This is a genomic window from Rosettibacter sp. KY25, from assembly GCF_057554405.1.
Genome location: NZ_BAAJAO010000002.1, coordinates 215,521 through 239,252 on the forward strand (window position 1 = coordinate 215,521; position 23,732 = coordinate 239,252).

The 23,732-nt window shown below is 30.6% G+C and carries 17 protein-coding genes; 1 reads left to right on the forward strand and 16 read right to left on the reverse strand.

Going from position 1 to position 23,732, the window contains the following annotated elements:
* Positions 1-28 precede the first annotated feature (28 nt).
* From AC27L2_RS02385 to AC27L2_RS02400, 4 genes are read right to left on the reverse strand one after another with little or no spacing between them, the layout of a single operon-like run.
* On the reverse strand, positions 29-505 hold the full coding sequence (locus AC27L2_RS02385) for an NUDIX hydrolase (protein WP_487210058.1): 477 nt from the start codon (positions 503-505) through the stop codon (positions 29-31).
* A 7-nt stretch (positions 506-512) separates the two neighbouring features.
* The gene (locus tag AC27L2_RS02390) at positions 513-3,956 is read right to left on the reverse strand and encodes a DUF8818 domain-containing protein (protein WP_487210059.1); all 3,444 of its coding nucleotides are present in this window, start codon (positions 3,954-3,956) and stop codon (positions 513-515) included.
* A 59-nt stretch (positions 3,957-4,015) separates the two neighbouring features.
* Entirely contained in the window at positions 4,016-5,245 is a 1,230-nt protein-coding gene (locus AC27L2_RS02395) for an ABC transporter permease (protein WP_487210060.1), read from the reverse strand.
* Positions 5,245-6,480, reverse strand: a complete 1,236-nt coding sequence (locus tag AC27L2_RS02400) for an ABC transporter permease (RefSeq protein ID WP_487210061.1) — start codon at positions 6,478-6,480, stop codon at positions 5,245-5,247. Before AC27L2_RS02400 ends, AC27L2_RS02395 begins: the two co-directional genes overlap by 1 nt.
* Before the next feature lie 176 nt (positions 6,481-6,656).
* Between AC27L2_RS02400 and AC27L2_RS02405 the strand changes: the two genes are divergently transcribed.
* Positions 6,657-6,788, forward strand: coding sequence for a hypothetical protein (locus AC27L2_RS02405; RefSeq protein WP_487210062.1), 132 nt, complete (start codon positions 6,657-6,659; stop codon positions 6,786-6,788).
* 83 nt (positions 6,789-6,871) lie between these two features.
* Here the strand turns inward: AC27L2_RS02405 and AC27L2_RS02410 are convergent, their stop codons facing one another.
* The 12 genes from AC27L2_RS02410 to AC27L2_RS02465 form a co-directional block, all read right to left on the reverse strand.
* Entirely contained in the window at positions 6,872-8,104 is a 1,233-nt protein-coding gene (locus tag AC27L2_RS02410; RefSeq protein ID WP_487210063.1) for an ABC transporter permease, read from the reverse strand.
* The gene (locus AC27L2_RS02415) at positions 8,104-9,342 is read right to left on the reverse strand and encodes an ABC transporter permease (RefSeq protein WP_487210064.1); all 1,239 of its coding nucleotides are present in this window, start codon (positions 9,340-9,342) and stop codon (positions 8,104-8,106) included. Before AC27L2_RS02415 ends, AC27L2_RS02410 begins: the two co-directional genes overlap by 1 nt.
* 8 nt (positions 9,343-9,350) lie before the next feature.
* Positions 9,351-10,073 (reverse strand): ABC transporter ATP-binding protein, encoded by a 723-nt coding sequence (locus AC27L2_RS02420; RefSeq protein WP_487210086.1) that lies wholly within the window; start codon positions 10,071-10,073, stop codon positions 9,351-9,353.
* Positions 10,074-10,090: 17 nt separating this feature from the next.
* Positions 10,091-11,359, reverse strand: coding sequence for an efflux RND transporter periplasmic adaptor subunit (locus tag AC27L2_RS02425; protein WP_487210065.1), 1,269 nt, complete (start codon positions 11,357-11,359; stop codon positions 10,091-10,093).
* A 23-nt stretch (positions 11,360-11,382) separates the two neighbouring features.
* On the reverse strand, positions 11,383-12,723 hold the full coding sequence (locus AC27L2_RS02430; protein WP_487210066.1) for a TolC family protein: 1,341 nt from the start codon (positions 12,721-12,723) through the stop codon (positions 11,383-11,385).
* A gap of 93 nt (positions 12,724-12,816) precedes the next feature.
* Positions 12,817-14,232: a CCA tRNA nucleotidyltransferase gene (locus AC27L2_RS02435; protein ID WP_487210067.1), complete on the reverse strand. Its 1,416-nt coding sequence runs from the start codon at positions 14,230-14,232 to the stop codon at positions 12,817-12,819.
* A 37-nt stretch (positions 14,233-14,269) separates the two neighbouring features.
* The gene (locus tag AC27L2_RS02440) at positions 14,270-16,459 is read right to left on the reverse strand and encodes a tetratricopeptide repeat protein (protein ID WP_487210068.1); all 2,190 of its coding nucleotides are present in this window, start codon (positions 16,457-16,459) and stop codon (positions 14,270-14,272) included.
* Positions 16,431-17,696 carry a UDP-N-acetylglucosamine 1-carboxyvinyltransferase gene (murA, locus tag AC27L2_RS02445; protein ID WP_487210069.1) on the reverse strand — a complete coding sequence of 422 codons (1,266 nt, stop codon included), beginning with the start codon at positions 17,694-17,696 and terminating at the stop codon, positions 16,431-16,433. Before murA ends, AC27L2_RS02440 begins: the two co-directional genes overlap by 29 nt.
* An 8-nt stretch (positions 17,697-17,704) precedes the next feature.
* Positions 17,705-19,612, reverse strand: coding sequence for a protein kinase domain-containing protein (locus tag AC27L2_RS02450; RefSeq protein ID WP_487210070.1), 1,908 nt, complete (start codon positions 19,610-19,612; stop codon positions 17,705-17,707).
* A gap of 118 nt (positions 19,613-19,730) precedes the next feature.
* The gene (gene yiaK / locus AC27L2_RS02455; RefSeq protein ID WP_487210071.1) at positions 19,731-20,738 is read right to left on the reverse strand and encodes a 3-dehydro-L-gulonate 2-dehydrogenase; all 1,008 of its coding nucleotides are present in this window, start codon (positions 20,736-20,738) and stop codon (positions 19,731-19,733) included.
* An 18-nt stretch (positions 20,739-20,756) separates the two neighbouring features.
* Entirely contained in the window at positions 20,757-21,986 is a 1,230-nt protein-coding gene (locus AC27L2_RS02460) for a pectinesterase family protein (protein ID WP_487210072.1), read from the reverse strand.
* Positions 21,987-22,001: 15 nt separating this feature from the next.
* Positions 22,002-23,627, reverse strand: a complete 1,626-nt coding sequence (locus AC27L2_RS02465; protein WP_487210073.1) for a pectate lyase — start codon at positions 23,625-23,627, stop codon at positions 22,002-22,004.
* Between the last annotated feature and the right edge of the window lie 105 nt (positions 23,628-23,732).

The window sequence follows — 23,732 nt, forward strand, 5'->3', positions numbered from 1 at the left end:
TCTTAAAACTAATATAAAGAAATAGTTATCATTTTTTAATGTTATTGAGTTTTATTTCAATGAATTCATTTTCTTTTTCTCTCTTGATAAAAAAGTTGTAAATCATATCGATTGATTTACGTTGACCATCCCAGGCAACTAATTTTTTTGCATCATTCTTTTTAACCCATTTGTATTCCGTATGCTCTCTGGAAATTTTTATCTCTTTATTTTTTTCAATCAGTGCAACGAAAACAGGGATTAAATTAAATTCGTTTTTCTTTTTATCATAAAAAGAATTTACATTTGGTACAATCCATAATTTTTCTGGGATTAAATCTGTTTCTTCATAAATTTCTCTCATTACAGTTTGATGAATTTTTTCTCCCTTTTCGATACTGCCGGTAACCATCTGCCATAAATTGGGATATTTCACTTTTCCTGATCGTTTAAGGAGCAAAAATTCAATGCTGTTTTTTGTTCTTCTTATAATATGTGCTTCGATTAAATTAACTGATATTTTCATATTAAATTTAGAAAAATGCTCTTGCTTCTGCGTGCATTGTGTGAATTACTTTATTTCTTCCAAGTAATCTTGCATCATAGCTTAAAGAAGTTTGAATATTGCTGCCAATTCTATAATCAAAGAATACTCTCCAAAAATAATTTTTTCCTATAACATTTCCTCTCGTTATTTCAAATGGAATATTTGAAATTGATGCAGTTGATGTTAATTCTAATCTTTCTGTTTCAACTCGAATTCTTCCAATATTTGCAATTGAATAATTAACACGAAGCAATAACGAATTCATATCAACTTTTGCTGGAGTTGAAGGATATGAATCAATGCTTCGTCCTGTTTGAATTTTGAAACCAACTTCCAAATTGTTAAAAGGTCTATAAGAAAAATCTGTAGATAAATCATTTCTATCAATTTTTCTTGCACGATTCGAAATTGTTGACGGTAAAAGATTATCGATTTGATTTACAAAATCAGTTTGATTATTAATTTCTTTAACAATACGAAATCTCAAACGAATACTTCTCTCCTTATAAAATCCTCTTTCAAGCCCTCCGATGAACTGATTAAGACTTTTCCGTTGAAGATATCTTAATCTCACAGAAAATTTTGAACTATTTTTGAAAAAATTAAAATCCTGTTGAAAAAGTTGTGAACCTCTTAGAGTTGTAGAATCATTCAGGAATTTAGATAAATTCATCAAATAAATTTCTTTGGTGTTTTGATTTTTACTGTTTTCTTCAATTCTGAAAAAAGTTTCTGAAGATAGATTTTTCAACAAAGATGAAATAATGTTTTTGCCATTTATGATTTTGTCAAAATCAGTTGTCCATCTTATGTAAGATTTCAAATCAATTACAGGATAAAGCTGTTCTGTTGGTACAGTAATTAAAATATATTCACCATCATAAGATGTAAGCTCAAATTCATTTTCATCTGCAATTCCATTATTGTTGATATCGCCAATATAAATATAATTTCCACTCCCCTTTGGAACTTTCAAAAATACTTTTTCCAGTTTTGCACTTTGTTCTGTTGCAGCCTGATAATACAAATCGCCATAAATAAAATTCTGGAATAAATTAAACCTGCTTTGAGATAGAAGAAGAATGGTTTCACTATTCGTAAAACCCATTTGAATAAACTTATCTGTGTAATATTTTTTTCTAAATGTAAAACTAAGTGAAGACGAAAATTCTTTAAATCTATTAAAGCCAATTTGAAGTTGAGTTATGTTTGCGTCTGATTGTTTCTCCAAAACATTATCGAGTGGAAAATATTCTTCTCGAAATGAATAACTAAATCTTAAGTTCAGAAAAGATGGATTTAATTCCAGAGAAGGAATTATTTCAGAATATTTATAACTGCTTGAAAGCAAGCTGTCTGATTTTTTTTCTTCTTTATTTTCATATAAAAATTCAAGACCAGGTTTGACAATCCCAAATGAATAGAAATTAGATGAATTTTGTCTGTTCCACCTTGTAAAAACATTTTCATTATTTGATTGGACATAATCAAGTTTATAATAAAAATTATAGTTCTTATTGTCACTGTATTTAATTTCATTAAAGTATCTGTCAGATGAAAAATTGTTTCCATTTTTTAAATAACCATATTGAGAAAAAATAGAAATGGTTTCGAGCGGAAAATAAATTAATCCGATTTCTCGAAGTATCTGGTTATCATTTTTTAATTCTGAAATGTTGTAATATCTGTTAAATTCAACAGGATTAATTCTGTCAAGTGAAGTATACCTGCTTTGAATAAATCTGTCTTTATAGCTTAAACCAGCTTTCCCAAATTTTATTTTTCCTATTTGAATTTCTCTGGGTTCAATCTCAAATAATAATTTTCTTGCATAACCGAAATTATCATTATCATCAATTTTTGAAAATCTATTTTTATCCCAAAGGCTTCCTGAAAATTCGCCGCTTAATACAATCCCTGAAGAAATATTTGCATTTATAAAAATATCTGTTAATTGTTTTAATTCTGGAAATGGAAGGAAAACAACAGGCAAATAATTTCCTTTACCAAGTCCAACAAATTTATAATTGCCAAGACCTTCTTTGATATAATCACCTTTTCCTTCACCTGCATAAGAAAATGAAACACTGTAAATTGAATTTTTATTGCCTGGAGAATAAAGATAATATGAAAACATTTTTGAGTTTATAACAGTATCAACTTTCGAATAGAATCCTCTTAGGTTTCCAGCAGAATCAGCTTGAGCTAATGATACACCAGACTTTGCAGCTGCATTTCTGTTATCTCCAGCTTCACGAAGTATTTTCAAATCATTATCACTCAGAGTTAGACTTATTGGATTATTTTCGTCATCACCTTCTCGGTAATAATTAATACCAAATTTTATTTTGTCATCATAAAGTTGAGTTAAAAAATTTGCACCGAAAAAATTTCTTGAATAATTCTGGTCTGTATATTCAAAATCAACAGATATTCTGCTGAATGAAGTAATTAATCTTTTTGGAGTAAAAGTTAATTCAGCATTTGAGTAGTCAATAATATAATCATTGTTTTCGCCTCGCTTCATTAATTCGCCATCAAGATAAACTCTTTCACTTCCTGCAATAATTATTATTGCTCGTTCATTATTAATGCCATATAAACGATATGGACCTTGGTTACCATCTTTTCCAAAAAATTGTATAGAATTGAATTTGCCTCTTGAACCTGCGATAACAATTGATCCTTTTATTTTTTTATTATCAAATTCTCCTTTTAAGCCTTGAAGTTTTTTTGTAATTCTTGAAAATTCTGATTGATTATCAATGAAATCAAAATCGCCAAAAGTTCCTGTTGCATTTTTATGACGAAGTTCAATAAATACTTTATCAAGTTCCTGGAGTGTTTCTGTATTTCCTTCTGGTTGAATTGGAGTATTTTCATCAGTCAATGCAGCAGTTAATTCAATGTCGTCTGAAATTTTTCCATTAAGTTGAAGTCGAAGACCGCTGTTTAGTGTAAAGTCTCTATTTGTGCCTATTGTAAAACCTCGAATAATTGCACCACTTTTTTGCATGTTTTTGCCAAAGATAGATTCACCTGACAAAATATTCTTTAATGGTCTCGAAATTTTTATTGAATCTCTTGAAAGAGAATCATAAACTGCTACAACAGTCCTTCGCTTATATTCTTTTTTCAAATTTATTTTTATGCTTTGATATACAATTATGATTGTATCGTTTATGCTTAGTTTATCATTTTCATTTAATGAAAAAACACCTGATTCATAGAAAATTTTATATTGGTTTTTATTAATTAGTTTTTTTGATACAAAAATTTTTTCGCTGAATGGAATGATGTTTACGGATTTTATTTTATAATGATTTACTTTGTTAACTAAAAATGTATCGCTCACACTAATGATTTGAGCATAATTTAGAGAGAATTGACATGCATAGAAGATTAGGATAATGAGATAAATCTTTTTCAATTATCTTTTCAAATTGTTCTGTAAAGATAAATCAATTAATCCTTACAATTTTTTAAAGATTATTCATAACGAAGAGCTTCAATTGGGTCAAGATTAGCAGCCTTAAGAGCAGGATAAACACCAAATACAACACCAACAAATGTTGTAACAAATAAACCAATTACAATCCATTCGATTGGAATATAAACAGGCACTCCAAGTTGAACTGCTACAATATTGCCTCCAATTAAACCAAAGAAAATTCCAATTAGACCTCCAATCCAGCTTAAAGCTGTTGCTTCAATTACGAATTGAGTAAGAATAGTTTTTCTTTTTGCTCCAACAGCTTTTCGAATTCCAATTTCTCTTGTTCTTTCTGTTACACTTACAAGCATGATATTCATAATTCCAATTCCTGCAGCAATCAAAGCGATAAAAGCTATAACACCTGCTCCAAGCTTGAAATATTTAGTTAGTTCATTAAACTGCTGAATAAGTTGGTCATTAGTAACAATTTCGAAATCATTTTCCTGAGAAGCAGGAACTTTTCTAATTTTTCTAAGAGCACCAATAACTTCATCTTTTGTTGCTTCGAGTAAATCTTTATTTCTTGCCATAACTAAAAAGAATGCGCTTCTTTCTTCTCCAAAATATTTTTGAAAAACAGGCAAAGGGATGCAGACAAATCCATCTTGAGATCTTCCAAGAACCGAACCTCTTTTGGCAAACACACCAATCACCTGAAAATTATAATTATCAATTTTAATTGTTTGTCCAATCGGATTTATGTTTTTAAATAATCTTTCTGCTACATCAGCTCCAAGCACCGCAACGGGGCGAGAAAGTTCTTCATCAGATTTCGAATAAATTCTTCCTTCAGAAATTTTCATATCGAGAGCTACAAAATAATCTGCATTAGTTCCGGAGATAATTACATCAGGATTTGTTTTTTCATTCCCAAATTTTACAACTTTCCCGCTTATATTAAGTCCAATGCCAATTGCAGCTGGAAGTTCTGTCATCTCGCGCAGTTTTTGACCTTCTTCAACTTTCAAATCTTTTCTGTTTCTATATTGTCTTCTTGCATGAGGACCGCCGGCTTGAAAAGCAGGATATTTTTGAATGATAAAATTGTTTGTCCCAATTGAATTAAAAACATCTTCAATATTTTGTTGAATGGCACTTATAGCTGTCATAACAATAATAATTGAAAACAATCCAACAGCGATTCCAAGAAGTGTAAGAATCGAGCGAAGTTTACTTCCCATTATAGAATGATAAGCCAATTTGATACTTTCAATTACCTGCATTATTCATACCTCAATGAATCTACTGGATTTAAGCGAGAAGCCTTCCATGCTGGAACAAAACCTGAAACAATTCCAACAAAAGCAGAAATCATTAAAGATAAAATCACAATGTTTAACGGCAATGATGTTGGCAAAAATTGATTTATAATCAAACTTAATGGGAATGAAATCATAATTCCTATAATTCCTCCAATCATACAAATAATTGCAGCTTCAACAAGAAACTGAAATAAGATTGACCAAGTTTTTGCACCAACAGCTTTTCTTATTCCAATTTCTTTTGTTCTTTCTGTAACAGAAACAAACATTATGTTCATAATTCCAATTGCACCAACAAATAAAGATAATGCTGTAATCACAATTCCAGCTATTGCAATAACTCCAATTGTCTGGTCATACATTTGTTTGAATGCTTCCTGTTGATTAATTGCAAAATCATCAGGTTTATCTGGAGGAACTTTTCTTATAATTCTCATTGCTGCTCTAATTTCTTCTTTTGCATCTTCGAGTTTTGTAACATCTCCAATTTTTATATCAATTCTCATTCTATTGCGTGCTTCACCAATAATTGATTCAAAAGTTTTAAGTGGAATAATAATTTGGCCATCCATACTGAAAGCTCCAAGAAAACCGCTTCCCTGTTTTTCAAGAATACCGATTACTTTTACCGGAACATTATTAATACGAATTTCTTTATTGATGGGATTTTCAGAAGGAAAAAGTTCATTTTGAATATCTTTTCCTATGATGCAAACTCTTCTTGCTGATTTTACTTCGAGTTCATTTAAAAATCTTCCTTCTTCAAGAACTAATTGACTTGTTCTTTGATATTCTTCTGTTGTTCCAATAATTAATGCAGCTTGAACAGAGCGGTCTTTCCTCTTAACAGAAGCATTAAAAGTTCTTTTAGTGGGAGCCATAGCTTCATAATTCTTCAACATTAATCGAAGTTTTTCATACTGCTCAATTGTAATATCTTTTCGATTTCTGAACTGTTCCCATCTATCCATTGCAAACCATGGGAATTTATCAACATAAAGCACATCACTCCCAAGTGAAGAAATCGAATTCATGAAGGCTTCTCTTAATCCCACAATTGCTGTGGACATAGTTGTAACTGCAACTATTCCGATAATAATGCCAAGTGTTGTTAGAACCGAACGCAATTTGTTTGCACGAATAGCACTAAATGCTATTGAGAGGATTTCCCTAAATTCTATAAAGAAGTTTCTCATTAAAATATATGATTATGACAATTGCAATATAATTGTTTCAGATAAAATAAAAAACGAACTTAATGAAGTACGAATAAAAATTATTGAAAACCATAAAGTTTTCTCTGCAGCTTTGCGTGAAATTTTATTTCTTCTTTTTAAGTTCGTAAAGAATTAAAAGTTGGAAAATTGGAAAGATGGAAAACTGGAATGATGAGTTCGATCCCAATCCTGCTTGCAGAATGAATCTTTCAGCAGGCAAGATTCCACCATTCCGATATTTCATTATTCTTACTTTTTACTTATCACTTGCAACCTGTAACTTGTAATCTTTCAATTTTGCCTGCCCCTCTCCATGGCAGGCTTGCCCGCTACTGGCGTAGTAATTTTGCAATCTTGTAATTAATAAGAATTATTCATAACGAAGAGATTCAATTGGGTCAAGATTAGCAGCTTTATATGCAGGATATGTTCCAAAAATTACTCCAATAATTATGCACAACAAAACTCCAATTACTACCCAATCAATTGGGATTACAGCTGTAGCTTTTAAGTATGAACCTGCAATATTACCAGCAATAATACCGAGAATAATTCCAATGAATCCGCCAATTAAAGAAAGAGTAATTGCTTCAATTACAAATTGAACAAGAATATTAATTTTTCTTGCACCAACAGCTTTTCTTATTCCAATTTCTTTTGTTCTTTCTGTTACAGATACAAGCATGATGTTCATAATCCCAACTCCAGCAGCAAGCAATGCTATAGCAGCAACTACAATTGAGCCGATTCTTACTCCAGAAGTAATATCATTTATTCTTGTCAACAATTGTTCATTTGACCAGATATCAAAATCGTTCTCTGCATCTGGAGGAACTTTTCTTATAGTTCTGAAATGTCCTTCTGCTTCTTCAATTAATTCGTTATATGAATTTCTGTCGAAGGACATTACAGTAATATTCACACTATGTTTTCTTTTTCCATATAATGATTGAAATGTTGTGATAGGAAGAATAACAAAATTATCGCGGCTTTGTCCAAAAAATTCTCCTTGTGGTTCAAGAACTCCAATTACTCTAAATTTATGTCCTTCCAATGTAACAAATTGATTTAAGGGACTGGAATTTGGAAAAAGTTTTTTGGCTATATCAATTCCAATAACTACAAAATTTTCATATCGTTGAATATCCCGTTCATTAATTGCTCTTCCTTCTTCAACAATCCATTGATTATTTGGAAAAGCTTCGGCTGTTACACCTGCAACCATAACATTAGGATTTGTTTCAATATTTCCTACTTTAAGAAGTTTACCACTTTCCCAAATTTCTGCAGCAACATATTTGGCTTTTGATAATTTTTCTTTTAATCGATAATATTGTTCAAGTGTTATATCAGCACGATTTCTGTATTTCAAGCCTGAACCTGGACCACCTGTTTGAACAGCTGGCCACTTTTGAATTTGGAATGTATTTTGTCCAAGCATTGCAGTTCCTTTTTCAATGCTTGTCTGCATCATTTCAATTATTGTACTTACAGCAATGATTGAAAAAATTCCTACAACAATTCCAACGATAGTAAGTACAGACCTCAACTTATTGGTTTTAAGAGAATTGAAAGCAACTTTCAAAATTTCGATTATTTCCATTATTCATACCTCAATGCTTCTACTGGGTCTAATTTTGCAGCTGTATATGCAGGAGCAAATCCAGAAACTATACCTGTTATAATTGAAATTGAAATTGCAAGAATTATAGTTCCTACCTGAACGGACGTAGGCAGAAATTGATTAACAATTTGACTCAATAACACAGCAACAAATAATCCAATCAATCCTCCAATTAAACAAATTATTGCCGCTTCAATTATGAATTGGCTTAAGATTGTTCTTCTTTTGGCACCAATTGCCTTTCTAATTCCAATTTCTTTTGTTCTTTCTTTAACAGAGACAAACATTATATTCATTATTCCAACTGCACCCACAAATAATGACAAACCAGTTATGAATAAACCTGCAATTTGAATTACACCCACAGTTTGATTAATGTTTTTTAATAAACCTTCCTGCTGATTGATTGAAAAATCATCTTCCTGATTATACTTCAAACCACGAATTTTTCTCATAATGCTAATTGCTTCTTCTTTGGTCTGTTCAACCAATTGATTATTCTTTGCTTTTACAGTTATTGTAATTGTTTTATTATTTTCATTAGCAAAGTATTTGAAAATATTTTGGATTGGGATTATAATTTGTTTATCTGGATTGAATTCCCCCATTATCCAGCTCCCCTGTTCAGCAAGAACTCCAACTACAACAAACTTGTGACCTTTGATTTTAATTTCTTCACCAATTGCATTTGAGTTATTAAATAAATTTTTTGCGATTTCACTTCCAAGCACTGCTACATTTCTTCCGCCATTACTTTCTAATTCATTAAAAAATCTTCCTTCGCCTAAAGTTAAGTTAGTTGCTTTGATATAATCACTGTTCGTACCTCTAACAATAACAGCTTCTGCAGTTTTATTTTTATATTTCACTGTTTGAGGGGTCCATGTATCAGGGGCAACAGCAGCAGGCAGCTTTGCTAATTCTTTGAATTGTTCATATTCTTTCATTGTAATATTTCTTCTGTTTCTCAATTCCCACCATGGCTTATCATTACTAAACCATTCCCATTTGTCAATGTAAAGATTATCAGAACCAAGAGACGACATTCCAGTTTGAAAAGCATTATCAATTCCATTAATTGCTGTTGACATCAAAACAACAGATGTTACACCTATTACAATTCCAAGTGTTGTTAGAACCGATCTGACTTTATTACTTCGTATTGCACGAAACGCAATCAATAAACCTTCTTTCAATTCATATAAAAATATTTTCATATCAATACCTAAAGTTTTGATGCACCATTTTTTTGAGGAATATATCTATTAACAACTTTTTCATCATTTTCTATTAGACCATCACGAATTCTTATTATTCTTTCTGCATGTTCAGCAATGTATTCTTCATGAGTAACAAGAATAATTGTATTGCCCTGTTCATAAATTTCGTTGAACAAAGCCATTATATCTTCACCAGTTTTAGTATCAAGATTTCCAGTTGGTTCATCAGCAAGAATGATTGATGGATTAGTAACAAGTGCTCTTGCAATAGCTACTCTTTGCCGCTGTCCTCCAGAAAGTTCATTTGGTTTGTGATAAATTCTATCGCCAAGTCCAACATGTTCCAAAGCTAATCTTGCTCTTTCTTTTCTTTCAGCTGCTGGAACGCCGGCATAAATCAAAGGCAGTTCAACATTATGAAGTGCATTTGACCTTGGAAGTAAATTAAATGTTTGAAACACAAATCCAATTTCTTTATTTCGAATTTTTGCAAGTTCATTATCATTCATCTGGCTGACATTGACTCCCTTAAATTCATATAGACCATGAGTTGGAGTATCAAGACAGCCGAGTATGTTCATTAAAGTTGATTTACCAGAACCAGAAGGACCCATAATTGCAACATATTCACCTTTGTTTATTCTTAGCGATACATCTCTTAATGCATGAACTTCTTCACTTCCTACCTGATAAATTTTTGCAACATGTTCAATGTTTATAATATTCATATTGTTACCATTCATTATTATTTCTTTTCCTTTTTTGTTGACATAATGGAAATCTTTTTACCATCTTCTAATTCTCTTGATACTGCTCTGTAAGGACCACTGATTACTTCTTCATCACCTTTTAATCCTTCAACAATTTCAATATAATTGTCATCACTTATACCAGTTTTTACTTCAACCATTTTTGCTTTTCCATTATCAACAATAAATACAACTTCTTTTGGTTTATTTCTTTTTCCATTTTTTGAATTATTATTTGGATTATCTTCTTTGCTTTGAGAAGGATTTGGTTTTTCCTGCAGCCTTGCAGTTACACTTTGAATTGGCACAGCCAGAACATTATGTTTTGTTTCAGTTTCTATATCTGCATCGCATGACATTCCAGGTCTAATCTTATCATCAAGGTCGAGCAATTTAATTTTTACTTCAAAATTTACAACTTCTTCCTGGGTACCTAAGCCTGTTGTTTTTGCACTATTGCCAATTTGAGAAACAATACCTCTAAAAACTTTATCTCCAAAAGCATCAATATGAATTCTTGCAGTATCTCCAATTGAAATTAGAACGACATCATTTTCATCTACATCAACAGTAGCTTCCATATTGCTTAAATCTGCTACAGTTAATAACTCAGTTCCTGTAAATGCACTTCCGATTACTCTTTCACCTAGTTCAACAGAAAGTTTACTTATTGTACCGTTCATTGGAGAATAAACATAAGTTTTGTTTAGTGTTTCAATTGCTTCTTTTAATGCAGCTTCGGATTGGGAGACAATTGATTTTTGAGATTCATAATTTCCAAGAGTTTGTAGATAAGCTGATTTAGCAGCTTCGAGGTCAGCATCGCTTGCCAGACCTTTTTGAGCTAAACCCTGAACTCGTTTATATTCAGATTCAACTTTTTCCAGCAAAGCTTTTGTAGCATTCAACGAAGCTTTTGCTTGAGCAAGACGAGCTTCGGCACTGTTTTTTTGTGCTTCATAAATATCGGGTTTTATCCTTAATAATAATTGTCCTTTTTTAACAATATCACCTTCGCGAACAGGCAGATAAACAATTTCTCCAGTTGCCTCTGCAATAATTTTTACCTGATATTCTGGATTTATTTTACCTGTTGCAGTTACTACTTGTGTTATAGTTCTTCGAGTTACTTTTTCTGTTTGGACAGAAATTATTTCTTCTTTATTTCCACTGAAAGCAACAAGCAAAATCAAAATTAGAAGTAATAATCCCAGTCCCCCAAATATGAAAAGTTTTTTCTTCGATTTCTTTTTTCCATTAGCCATTTTAATTAACTCCCTTAAATATTTTATTCATATTTTTTGTATTCGAGTTTGCCAAGTGAATTATTAAGTTTATCGCGTTTAGTATAGAAATCATACAATGCATTAATTTTATTTCGTAATGCATCAGTATAATCTCTGTCTGCCTGCAAAACATCCAGAATAGTTCCAGAGCCAAGATTATATCTTTCCTGATTAATTTTTCTATTTTCCTCTGCTGCAATAACATTTTTAGAAGCTACATCAAGACTTTTCTTTGCGGCTAATAAATCAAGGTAACCTTGTTTAATTTCGATTTTGATTTGTCTTTCAAGTGCCATTAAATCTTCTTGGGCATTCATGTAATTTACCTGAGCAAGTTGAATTTGATTTTCTGTAGACCAATTAGAAAAGATTGGTAAACTTAATGACAATCCAACATAAAATATTTTTCGATTAAAAAGTTTATTCATTTCAACTGCAGAAGTTGACCATGAATAACTGCCAGAGAGTGAAGGAAATAATCCTGAGCGTGCAATTGTTAAACCTTTTCTTGCCGCATTTACTGTTAATTCCTGACTTTTAAAATCGAATCGATTATCCAGCGCAACACTTACCATTGTTTGAACATCTTCAAAGTCTTTCATATAAGAATCTGTATCAACAGCTCTCTGTCCACCAAATGGGTCAACAAGTTCATAATCATCAAGAACATTTAATCCAAGATAATTAAGCAAATTGCTCATAGCTGTTTCATAAGCATTCTGTGCTTGAATTAAAAGAAGTTCTGCATTTCCAAGCTGAACCTGAGCTGTGTAAACATCAGCTTTTGCAACTGAACCTAATCTATTTCTTTCCTGTACTGTCTCATAAAATTTTTGATAATATTTTACATTGTCTTCACGAACCCTTTTCAATTCTTCTGCATTCAATACTTGATAATACAAATCTGTTGTTTGATAAACTACATTTTGTTTGGCTTTTTCAAGATAAAGTTCAGCAGCTTTCAAACTATTTTCTTTTTGACTGATATAAGCAATATTTGCAAGTCCATCAAAAAGAGTAATACCGCCACCAAATCCAAGGCCATAGCTTCTGCTGTCTGTTTGTGATGGAGGAATTGTAACAATGTTGCCAAAATAATCTCGTTGAGTACCTCCTACATCATTAACTCTTTGCCAGTTCCACTGTGCTTGAGCATTTAATGATGGAAGTAATTCTCCATAAGCATTTTTTAACTGGGATTGATTTGTTAACAAATTATTTTTTGTTTTAATAAGAGCAGTGTTTCTCTGAAGTGCTATTGAAATTGCATCTTCTAATGTTAATTTTTTTTGTGCAAACAATGGTGATATTAAAATCAAAAATGACATTATTATTTTTTTCATTGCAGCTCCTTTTTGTGCATTAACATTTAGCACTTTATTTTTCTGGTTATTAAGACGAAATTAATTATAAGAAAGTTACAAAATATTTTTCCCTCATTGAAGTTCTTTTTCTGCAAGGAATTTATCTTTTATTTTTAAGAAATACTCATAAGCATCTTCATAAGTATTTGGAATTTTGCCGTCAAGTATAGCTTCTTCAATAGCTTTTTTAATTTTGCCTACTAATTTTGATGGAGGAATATTGCACACACTCATAATTACATCCCCACGCACAGGAGATTGAAAAGCTCTTAATCTATCTTTTTCCTGAACCTCTCTAACTTTATGCATAACAATATTATAATTTTCAAGATATTGATTTACTTTGATGATGTTTTTGCTTGTTACGTCTGCGCGACACAAAGTAATCAAATCATCTAAATCTTCACCAGCTGCTGCAGCAAGTCTTCTTATTGCCGAGTCAGTTACATTTTCATCAACCAAAGCAATTGGTCTTAAATGAAGCCTAACTAATTTTTCAACATATGGAAGTTTATGAAATGGCAATTTCAGTTTAGTAAAAATTCCTTTCATCATGCGTGCGCCAATTTCTTCATGTCCATGAAATGTCCAACCAATGCCTTCTACAAATTTTTTTGTTAATGGCTTCGCAATATCATGAACCAAAGCAGCAAATCTAAGCCATAAGTTATCACTTACAGCTGCAACATTATCAACAACAATGCATGTATGATAAAAAACATCTTTATGATGATAATCTTGACGCTGTTCTACTCCTCCTAAATTATGTATTTCAGGAAAAATGACTCTCATAATTTCATTTTCATATAATAATCGTAATCCAATTGAAGGTTTTGGAGCAGCCAGTATTTTTAAAAATTCATCAGTAATTCTTTCCTGAGCAACAATCTTCAGCCTTTCTTTCATTTCTCTTGCTGCTTTTAATGTATTTTCTTCAATATTAAATTCTAATTGAGCAGCAAATCTAAAAGCTCTCATTATACGCAATGGGTCGTCATCAAAAGTTTTATACGGGTCTAAAGGAGTTTTAATAATTTTGTTTTGAATATCTTCTATTCCATTAAATTTGTCTAAAAGCTGCCCAAATGAATTTTCATTCAAAGATATTGCAAGAGTATTGATTGTAAAATCTCTTCTACTTAAATCATCATCAAGGGTGCCTGGCTGAACAACAGGATTACGACTGTTTCTTTTATAAGATTCTTTTCGTGCGCCTACAAATTCGAGTGATAAATTTTTGTATTTGAAATGTGCAGTTCCAAAATTTTTATATATGACTATATCTGCTACTCCTAACTGATTAGCAAATTCTTTTGCAAAGGCAGGTCCGTCTCCTACAACTAAGAAATCAAGCTCATCTCTTTGTCTCTTAAGAATTATATCACGCACAAAACCACCCACCAGATAAATTTCTTCTTTTCTTTTCTTTGCTATCTCTGATGCAGTTTTTATAAAATCATATTTATTTATGATTTCTTTGAAGTCCATATTTTCCTTTTTGAAATTAAGGTGAATCAATTCAATGCTAAAGATTATTTACCCAATTTATAAATTTTAGATTGTTAACGAGTGTTTTATGAAAAAATTCATCATCTTGATAACTAAGTGTTTTTACAGCTAACTCTTTTGCAGTTTGACAATCACCTATCATTATTGCAGTTTGTGATAATTTATATACCGCATAGCACGAAGAAAAATCATAAACATTAATTTTTGTTTTAAAAAATTCTACTAAGCTTTTAAGTTTATTATTATTCTTTTTGCTTAATTCTAAAATATATGGGACAGTAATATAATGAATATCTTTTTGATTTAGTTTCATCAAGTAATTTATTTTATCATCAGTATTCATTTTTAAGAAAAGCTTTAATTCATCAACTCCATTTTTTAAAATCATTTTTCTAATCAAAGCCTGATTTACAAATTCTATATGAGGATTTTGAATAATTAAACTATCCAGTAATTTTTTTGCTGATTCAATTTTATTATTCATTATATAAACATCAGTTAATGTTAATTCTAAATTGTAGTAATAAGAGCTGTTCTTAAATTTTTTTATTTCTTTTGCAAGGAATACTTCTGCTTCCAGATTTTTATTTTGTTTAATTAGAGAATGAATCAAGCCCGATAAGGATTCATAAGTTTCAGCATAATTGTAAACTTTCCTAAATAATTTTTCTGATTCAAAATATTTCGAATTCTTATAATAATTAATTGCTCTTTTTGTTTCTGATGCAGCTGTTCTTGGACAAATTTTTTTAAATATTGATTTGCCTCCAAAATATAACTGAGCTTTATCAAAATTCTTCTTAATCTTTAATCCATCCAAAAATTTGAAATATTCATTCTCCAATACATCAATGCTTTTTTTGAATGAAGTATTGAAATCAGAAGTTTTATAGAATTGCTTAACTTTTTCAATTCCATAATTATCAATCAGAAATCGAAAAAACGAACCTGCAAATACATAAGATATGGATGAATAATTAGTAAAAAAGTTAAACCCGCTGAATAATTTTTTCATTTCAACTTTTATACCTGACTCATAAGCAATTTTAGCTGGATAATGAATTGGATAATCATCAAAATTATTTTCAATTGCCATTGCAATTCCTTCTATAACAGCAGGATTAAAGTTTTTATTAACCATAAAAATTGTAGTCCCAAATTCAGAAGATAAAGCGTGAGCAATTTCATGTTTTAGTGTATGAGTGTATGAATTATAATCAACATAAATCTGACGAAGCCAGGGTTTTGAAACATCAGCTTTTGCAGAACCAAATAATTTTTTCTTTTCTTCTTCGTCGTAAAAAATAAATGAAACAATTTTTTGTTTGCTTTTCAGTTTTAACTCATCTTTAATCTGCTCATAAAAATAATCATGCATAATGCCGATAAGTTTTATTTTATTCTCATCCTTAATTTTGTTTGAATAATAAATTACAGCATGTTCGGTTGATAAAGATTTTCCAAGATTATTTCTTAATGAATTAAAAGTAGTTGAAAAGTGTAAGTATGGTTTAAGAGAAATGAATACTAATGAAAAAATCAGAATTATAATCAGAGAAATTTTTTTGATGATTCTTTTTCTTGTTAACAGAAAATCAGAGACAAAAATTAGAACAACAAAAAAAATAATATTTATCAATCTGTAAGAAATCAGTAAACTATTTACAGGAATTTCTTCATCATAAATTGTCCCTGAAAAATATCCGAATATAGGATTGAAAAAAAATAATTGTGGATTGAAATAAAATTCCAGCATCGGTATCGAGATGATTACAAAAAAAGCAATGATGAAAATTAAGTATCTGAATTTTTCAAAAATTATACTTACAAAATTGGCAGTAACAATTCCAAAAACTGATGCAGGAATTGTTATGATTAAAAAATACATCAATCCATTCCAAACAGGACATACAGAAAAAAACAAAGATGCTGCAAGTCCAATTAATAGTGGAATTAAAATAAGAACTAAAAAATAATTTTTAAGAATTTTTATTACGTGTAAAAATCTTTCTTTACCATATTTATTAATATTCCATATAGTTAATAAACCATTAGCCCCAAAAAGAAGAATTGAATTTACAATCGAGAACTCATAATTAAAGGTTTTGAGGAGAGGAAGATTAATCAGTAACAGATTAATTATAAAAATAGATGTGATTACAATTTTGGGGAATAAATTAATATTCTTCAGTTTCAACTCTTTCAATATCTGCCCCTAATGCTTTCAATTTTTCTTCGATTCTTTGATATCCTCTATCAAGATGATATACTCTCAGAACTTCAGTTGTATTTTCTGCAGCTAATCCTGCAATTACAAGACTTGCACTTGCTCTTAAATCTGTAGACATCACTTTTGCTCCTTTGAGCTTTTTTACACCTTTAACAACTGCACTATTATTAATAACTTCAATATTTGCTCCGAGGCGATTTAATTCAGGCACATGATTAAATCTATCAGGATAAATTGTATCTGTAACTGTAGAAATTCCATCTGCAATTGACATATAAGCAATCCATTGAGCCTGCATATCAGTTGGGAAACCCGGAAAAACTGCTGTTGTAACATCTACATTTTTTATAGTAAGATTTTCTGCATCTATTTTTAATAATCCATTTTCATAAATTAAGTTAGCTCCGCTTTCTTCAATTTTTATCAATACAGATTCAAGATGTTCTTTGACAACATTTTCAAGTTCAATTTTACTTCTTGTTATAGCTCCTGCCAATAAAAGCGTTCCAGCTTCAATTCTATCAGGAATATTTATAATCTCTGTGCTGTTTAGTTCATCAACACCTTCAATTTCCATTATTGTTGTTCCTATGCCAGAAATTCTTGCTCCCATTAATTGCAAGAATTCAGCCAGTAAAGAAATTTCGGGTTCAATTGCAGCATTGGAAATTACAGTTGTCCCTTTGGCTAAAACAGCTGCCATTAAAGTATTGCCTGTAGCACCAACTGAAGGCACATCAAAATGAATTTTTGCACCATTTAATTTTTTTGCTTTTGCAATTATATATCCTTGATCGATTTCTATTTCAGCACCTAATTTTTTCATTGCTTCGAGATGAAGATTAATTGGACGAGGACCCCAAGCACAACCACCAGGCATCGAAACTTTTGCATAGCCAAAACGGGATAAAAGTGGCCCCAGTACATAAATTGAAGCTCTCATTTTTTTAACAAGTTCATAAGGTGCAACTTGACTTGTAATATTTGATGAATCGATTTTCAGTGTGTTATCAAAAAAACTTATGCTGGCTCCAAGTTGTTCTAAAAGTTTTATCATTGTAAAAATATCATTCACTTCCGGGACATTATAAATTGTGCTTATTCCAGAAGTAAGCAAAGTTGCCGGCATCAAAGCAAGTGATGAATTTTTAGCTCCACTTACTGATACCCTGCCGCTTAATTTTCTACCGCCTCTTATTACAAATTTATACACAGTTTCTCCTAATGAATTTTTAATATTTGTCCATTGAACCCAACTAAATAAAGATGGCCATCAGGATTCAAAGCAATGTCGTTCATATTTGTAAAACTATGAGTATCAATTAAATTCCAGTTTTGTCCGCTATCTTTAGAAATCATCAATGTTCCTTTACTACCAATTAATGTTACATAATTTTTAGAAATGAAATAAACTTTTTGTAATGCACCTACATCGGCGATTCTTTTCAATTCCCATTCTTCTCCAAAATTTGTAGTCCTTAATATAGTTGCATCTCCTCCTGCAATAATACCAAAACCATTTTCTTCAAGGTCAATTGATTTCAAATAATTATCAGTAGAAACATTATCAATTCTCTGCCATGTTTCGCCACCATTTGTTGTTTTTAGAATCAATCCATTCCAGCCAACTGCAAATCCTCTGCGTGAATCAAAAAAATCAATATCAAAAATTAATGAGTTAGTATTTGTAACAACTTTATACCAATTTATGCCGCCATTGATTGTCTTTAAAATTAATCCTCTATTTCCTGTAATAAATCCTGTTTGTTCATCAATAAATTTAATTCTGAAAAAAGTATAACCTTTTTGAACAGGCACTAATTGAAGAGTATCTAAAAAGTCTTTGCTATAAAAAATTGATGACGAATCTCCAATTATTATAATTTTCCCTGTGGGGAAACAGTGTAAATCACTCAAATTAATTTTTTTATCAAACTGTTTTTGTTTCCAAGTAATTCCGCCGTCATTTGAAATTATTATTGTTCCTGAATCTCCAACTGCAATTGCATTTTTTTCATTTATAAAAAAGATTGAATTAAGATTATGCTTGACGCTGCTCTCAACTTTGTCTATTGAAGTGAATTTAAATTCATCTTCTTTTGATGAAAAGATTGATTGCAAATCATATTTTTTCAACGATTCCAATTTATTGCTTGTAATCAGTTCATTAACCTGCTTATAAACGAAATAAGAAAGAACAATTAACAATACGAAAAAAAATGCGAATGCGGAGGCTGAAGCAACTTTATAAGTTTTGCTTCTTTCTTCGGTTCTCTTAAAATAGCTTGTATAAATTTTTGAAATTGTTTTATCAAGCTGTTGAACATCCTCATACATTTCTTCGCATGTTGCATATCGATTCAATGGATTTTTTTCCATTGCCTTAAATATAACTTTATCAACTTCTTCAGGAACTCCGGTTAGTAAAGAAGAGATTCTTGGTGGAGTTTTTTTCAAATGACTTTCCATTACTTCATATTCACTATCACTATCAAATGGTGGATGTCCAACAATCATTTCATAAGCTGTGCATCCTAAAGAATAAATATCGCTTCGATTAGTAACTTCCACTCCTTTAATTTGTTCAGGACTCATGTAATAAACTGTTCCAATCTTTGCCCCGGGTTTGGTGAAATCTTTATCATCGAACATTGATTTCGAAATTCCGAAATCCATAATTTTTGCGATTCCTTCACGATTCAGGATTATGTTGGAAGGTTTAATATCGCGATGCACAAATCCTTTTGAGTGAGCATAACCCAAACCAAGCAAAATTTGTTTTAAGATATACATCACATCATAAAGATTAAATCGTCCCTGTCGCTGAAGAACTTTTTCAAGGCTTTCTCCTTCAACATATTCCATAACAATTCCAAGTAAATCCTCATACTCAATAAAGCCATAAACTGTTACAATATTTGGATGAGATAATTTTGCTTGATTCTTAGCTTCTCTTTTGAATCTTTCTACAAATCGAGCATGGTCATACGTATCCGCATTTAACATTTTTATTGCAACATATCTGTCAAGTTTAGTATCGTAAGCTTTATAGACAATTCCCATGCCCCCTTTACCAAGGACAGATACAATTCTATAATTATCAATAAGAATACCGATTAGATTTTCCATTGAAAAGATTTATTCTTTGTTAAGAAATATAAAAATCTTTTTGTAATGATGCTGAATCAAAATTATATAATTGCTGAGAAGTAAAGAAAAGAAATGAAGCTGATGTGTTAAAATATTTTTAATTCTTTAAACTAATTACTGCTTCCCAAATTTTTTCGTCTACAAAAATTCCATTCTTCAAGTTTTCATTTCTTGTTTTGAGGGTTCTTTCTCCCGGATATAAAATTTCTTCTTTGCTAAATTTTCTTGAACTTTTATAATAACTAATAATTTTACCTGCTATTAAATCAATTTCATTCTTAGATATAAAAACATCAGGATTAATTGCAATAAAAATTTGGGACATTCCGTAGTCATCATCAAATTTGCTTAAGTCTGATGTAGAATTTCCACCAGATAAAACAGTTGCAAATAAATCTAATAAAAGTGATAAGCCAGAACCTTTCCAGAATCCAATGGGTAAGGCTCTTTGTGTCTTATAAATTTCTTGAGGGTCATCTGTTAAATTTCCATTTTCATCATAACCGCCAAACACTGATAATTTCTTTCCTTCATTTATTAATGTTGCAAGTTTACCATAAGAAAATTGAGACAATGCCATATCAAGCACTACATTGCCATTTGAGTGCGGCAGTGCAAAAACAATTGGATTATTTCCTGTTCTTGGCTCCAATCCTCCCCATGGAGTCATATTAGGAATTGTGTTTGTCCAGCAAATAAACAAAAAACCTTCATCAGCAGCTTTCCAGCCATAAGTTGCTGCACGCATCCAATGATTTGTATTTTTTAATGCAATTAATCCTGTTCCAAATTCTTTTGCTAATTCAATAGCTCGGTTGGTCATCTTCCATGCATTTAATGGACCAGGAGCTAAGTTTCCATTCCATCTTTCAACAGAATTGAAAGAAAAAATTTTTTCAGGTTTTGCTTTCGGATTTATTTTCCCTTTTCTTATTAATTCAATGAATGCTGGGAATCGATTTATACCATGTGACAAAACACCGCATAAAGTATTTTCTGCAAAAATTTCTGCACATAAATCTGCTTCTTCATTTTCGAAATCATGTTTAATTAATATTTCCTTAAAAACAGATTTTAATTCATTATAATCAATTTTTATTTTCATTATTATTTTCTTTCTTAATTAAAATGCAAAGTCTACTTTTCTTTCATTTATTGAAGCAATACTGCTGATTATTTTGGCATCATTAATAATTTTCAATCCTATTAAATCATCTTTAGAAAAATTTTTATCTGATATCAATTGAATTGTATCATTCTCACCACCTGAATGAAATTGGAATGTAATTCCATTAGTAGTTTGAAAAATTGGTTTACCTATGACAGTAACAGGTTCTGCAAAATGAAGTATTAACAAGTTATTTTGAATTTGATAACTTAATAATTTGACTGGAGAAGTAGATTCAGGATCCCATTGATGATTAAAAGTCCAGTCTGGATTAATTTCCTGCGGAGTTGGTGCATTTTCTGCTTCGTTCAAATTATTTTTGAACCAATCATAATTTATAGAATCGCCTTTACAATTATAAAAGTAATATCTTGGTCCCCAAATGAATTGTCTATTACGAGATGGGTCATCTTTGTAAGTTACGCGATAGATTGGTTTATCTGCCATATTTTTTGAGAATGTGCAGTTAATTAAATAAAATTGTGCTTCATAGTGATGTCTTCCCAATTCAAAATTTTTCACGCCATCAAAATGAGAATTAACAACAACAAATTTTTGATTTTTATCGAATGAACCAGCGTGCCAGATTGAAGCTGTTTCTTTTAATTCATAGAATTTTGAATCTCTTATGAAGCACCAACCGCGTGGACAAACAAAATCTACAGCTCCTTCGAAATAACAATTTGCATGATAATACATTCCAGTTTTGTAATCCCACAAAGAAACTGTATCGCCGCCTTTGCTGATAACATTGCAATTATAAATTATCGTTCTTGTTCCAAATCCATAAATAGCAAATGCATGCGGACCAACTTGTGGCTGTGAGTTTTCAATTGTTAGATTTTCTAAAATTATATCATCTCCATAAATATTAATTACTCCTGGACCAATTGCATCCATATTTTTATTCCAATCTTCTCTTAATTGACTATAAACAATTTTTGTTTTCTCTCTATCTTCACCTTTCAATGTAATATAATCCTGCTCAATACGAATTTTTTCATTATAAGTTCCATTTTTAATAAAAATAATTAAACGACGATAATTGAACATCGGAAGCGCAGCAACAGCATCGGATAAAGTTTTGTAATTACCAGTTCCATCAGATGCTACAATTATATCATATTGTATCTGGGCATAAAATACAGTGTTGATTAAAAAAATTATTAAGAAAATTTTTTTCATGATTAATCTCCAAAATTACTTTTCATTAACAACTTTCAAGTAACGAAGTAAGTATGAAACATTTTGAATAAATAAACTTGTTGATATGAATTTTTCATCTGTGTTGTTTGGAAATGGTGATGTATCAAATTTATCGCCAACATAAGAGCTGCAATACAAATTAGAATTAGAATCACCTAAAACTTTCTCATCAATGTATGGATTTGAAATAAAAACATTTTTAGTTAGCCATCTGTTCTTGCTATCCAATTGAGAAATTATTTCTTGAACTTTGTTTAATGTTGCTTCTTGCTTGTGATTATCAAATACTTTTTCGCTTGGCAATTTCAGGTATTCATCAATTTTTTTATAAATCTCAATTGGATTATTATTTTTAATGCTGAATGGGAATTGCAGAGAAGAACTATTTTCAAGATTCAATTCTTTTGCTGTTTCGTATTGTCTTTTCAAATTATTGATATTTATCATTCTAACACAAGGATAATGAATGGTTGTATTGTGATTATCATAATCACAAAAATATTTACCGAATTTAACATTTGTTCCTTTTCGATGAATATAGATTGGCTTATTTGTTTCTAACTCAACAAATTTTGGAATAAGCACCAATGAATCTTTTTGTTCAAGAACAACTGATTGAATCCAATTAATTGCATCTGGAATTCTTTCAACAAATTTTTTATCACCAGTCAATTCATAAAATTTTATCAGCATTTCAATATGTCTTGCAGTGTATTGAGGGTCGAGCGAAGCAGGTTCATATGTTCTTGCAGCTGCAGGTTCCAGATTTAAATTATATTGCTGCGCCCATCCTGCTTGTGGATTTTTATATTGTGAAATCAAATAAAAATTCATTCCTCTTTTTATTGGCTCAATTAAATTTTTGTAGCTCAATGTTTCATAACATAATATCAAGAATTTTATGTTGTTCCAGATGACATTATCATTGAAAGTATAATAGCAGGTGTAATTTTTTTGACAATCTACATTATCAAGCGGGAAGCGTTGAGGCCAGGCTCCATTCGGATACTGACTTTCTAAAATAAATTTAATTGCTTTATCAAGTGCATTTTTAACATGTTTATCTTTCTTCAACAAATAAAATCTCAATAAAAATTTTGAAGCACCAGCGGTTACATTATCATCAAAAGTCGCATTGCCATAATAATGCTGAAATTCTTCCATGCGCCAGCCATTTGCTCCAATTGTAGAATACCATTTTTTTAATGATTCTTCACCAGCAAAATCAATCATGTAATTCCATCCGCCGCACTTAAGCTGTCCCTTAATTAAAGCTTCTGCAGACTTTTTAGCTAAATTGTAAAAGTATTCATCCTTTGTAGTTTCATAAGCATCAAGAAAGAGATGTCCCATTTCAACAGTACCGGGTCCTTGAACCCAAACCATTGAAGGATATGCTTCCATTTCGCCCCATCGACGCGATAAGTCTTGTTTATATGTCCAAACATAACCACCATTAACAGATAAATTTTTATCAAAATATTCAGTTGCTTTTCGAATTACATCTTTAATCTGGCTTTCTATATTTTGATTTATTTGTGCTGATGAAGTTGCAATTGTTATTGTATAAACAATAACTGTGAAGAAAAATTTTAAATCAAAGAACAAATTTTTTTTCATAACAATATTAACCTTATGATATTAAGTGAACAGAAATTTCATTTAATCTCTGTGGTTCTCTGTGTTAATCTCTACAGTTCTTCGTGTAAAATAATTACACAAAGA

Coding starts and splice junctions, on each gene's coding strand:
- AC27L2_RS02450 (WP_487210070.1), bottom strand. CDS start 19,612: ATGGAAAATCTAATCGGTATTCTTATTGATAATTATAGAATTGTATCT.
- AC27L2_RS02435 (WP_487210067.1), bottom strand. CDS start 14,232: ATGGACTTCAAAGAAATCATAAATAAATATGATTTTATAAAAACTGCA.
- AC27L2_RS02410 (WP_487210063.1), bottom strand. CDS start 8,104: ATGGAAATAATCGAAATTTTGAAAGTTGCTTTCAATTCTCTTAAAACC.
- yiaK (WP_487210071.1), bottom strand. CDS start 20,738: ATGAAAATAAAAATTGATTATAATGAATTAAAATCTGTTTTTAAGGAA.
- AC27L2_RS02465 (WP_487210073.1), bottom strand. CDS start 23,627: ATGAAAAAAAATTTGTTCTTTGATTTAAAATTTTTCTTCACAGTTATT.
- AC27L2_RS02400 (WP_487210061.1), bottom strand. CDS start 6,480: ATGAGAAACTTCTTTATAGAATTTAGGGAAATCCTCTCAATAGCATTT.
- AC27L2_RS02460 (WP_487210072.1), bottom strand. CDS start 21,986: ATGAAAAAAATTTTCTTAATAATTTTTTTAATCAACACTGTATTTTAT.
- AC27L2_RS02425 (WP_487210065.1), bottom strand. CDS start 11,359: ATGGCTAATGGAAAAAAGAAATCGAAGAAAAAACTTTTCATATTTGGG.
- AC27L2_RS02430 (WP_487210066.1), bottom strand. CDS start 12,723: ATGAAAAAAATAATAATGTCATTTTTGATTTTAATATCACCATTGTTT.
- AC27L2_RS02405 (WP_487210062.1), top strand. CDS start 6,657: ATGGAAAACTGGAATGATGAGTTCGATCCCAATCCTGCTTGCAGAATG.
- AC27L2_RS02395 (WP_487210060.1), bottom strand. CDS start 5,245: ATGCAGGTAATTGAAAGTATCAAATTGGCTTATCATTCTATAATGGGA.
- AC27L2_RS02415 (WP_487210064.1), bottom strand. CDS start 9,342: ATGAAAATATTTTTATATGAATTGAAAGAAGGTTTATTGATTGCGTTT.
- AC27L2_RS02385 (WP_487210058.1), bottom strand. CDS start 505: ATGAAAATATCAGTTAATTTAATCGAAGCACATATTATAAGAAGAACA.
- AC27L2_RS02420 (WP_487210086.1), bottom strand. CDS start 10,073: ATGAATATTATAAACATTGAACATGTTGCAAAAATTTATCAGGTAGGA.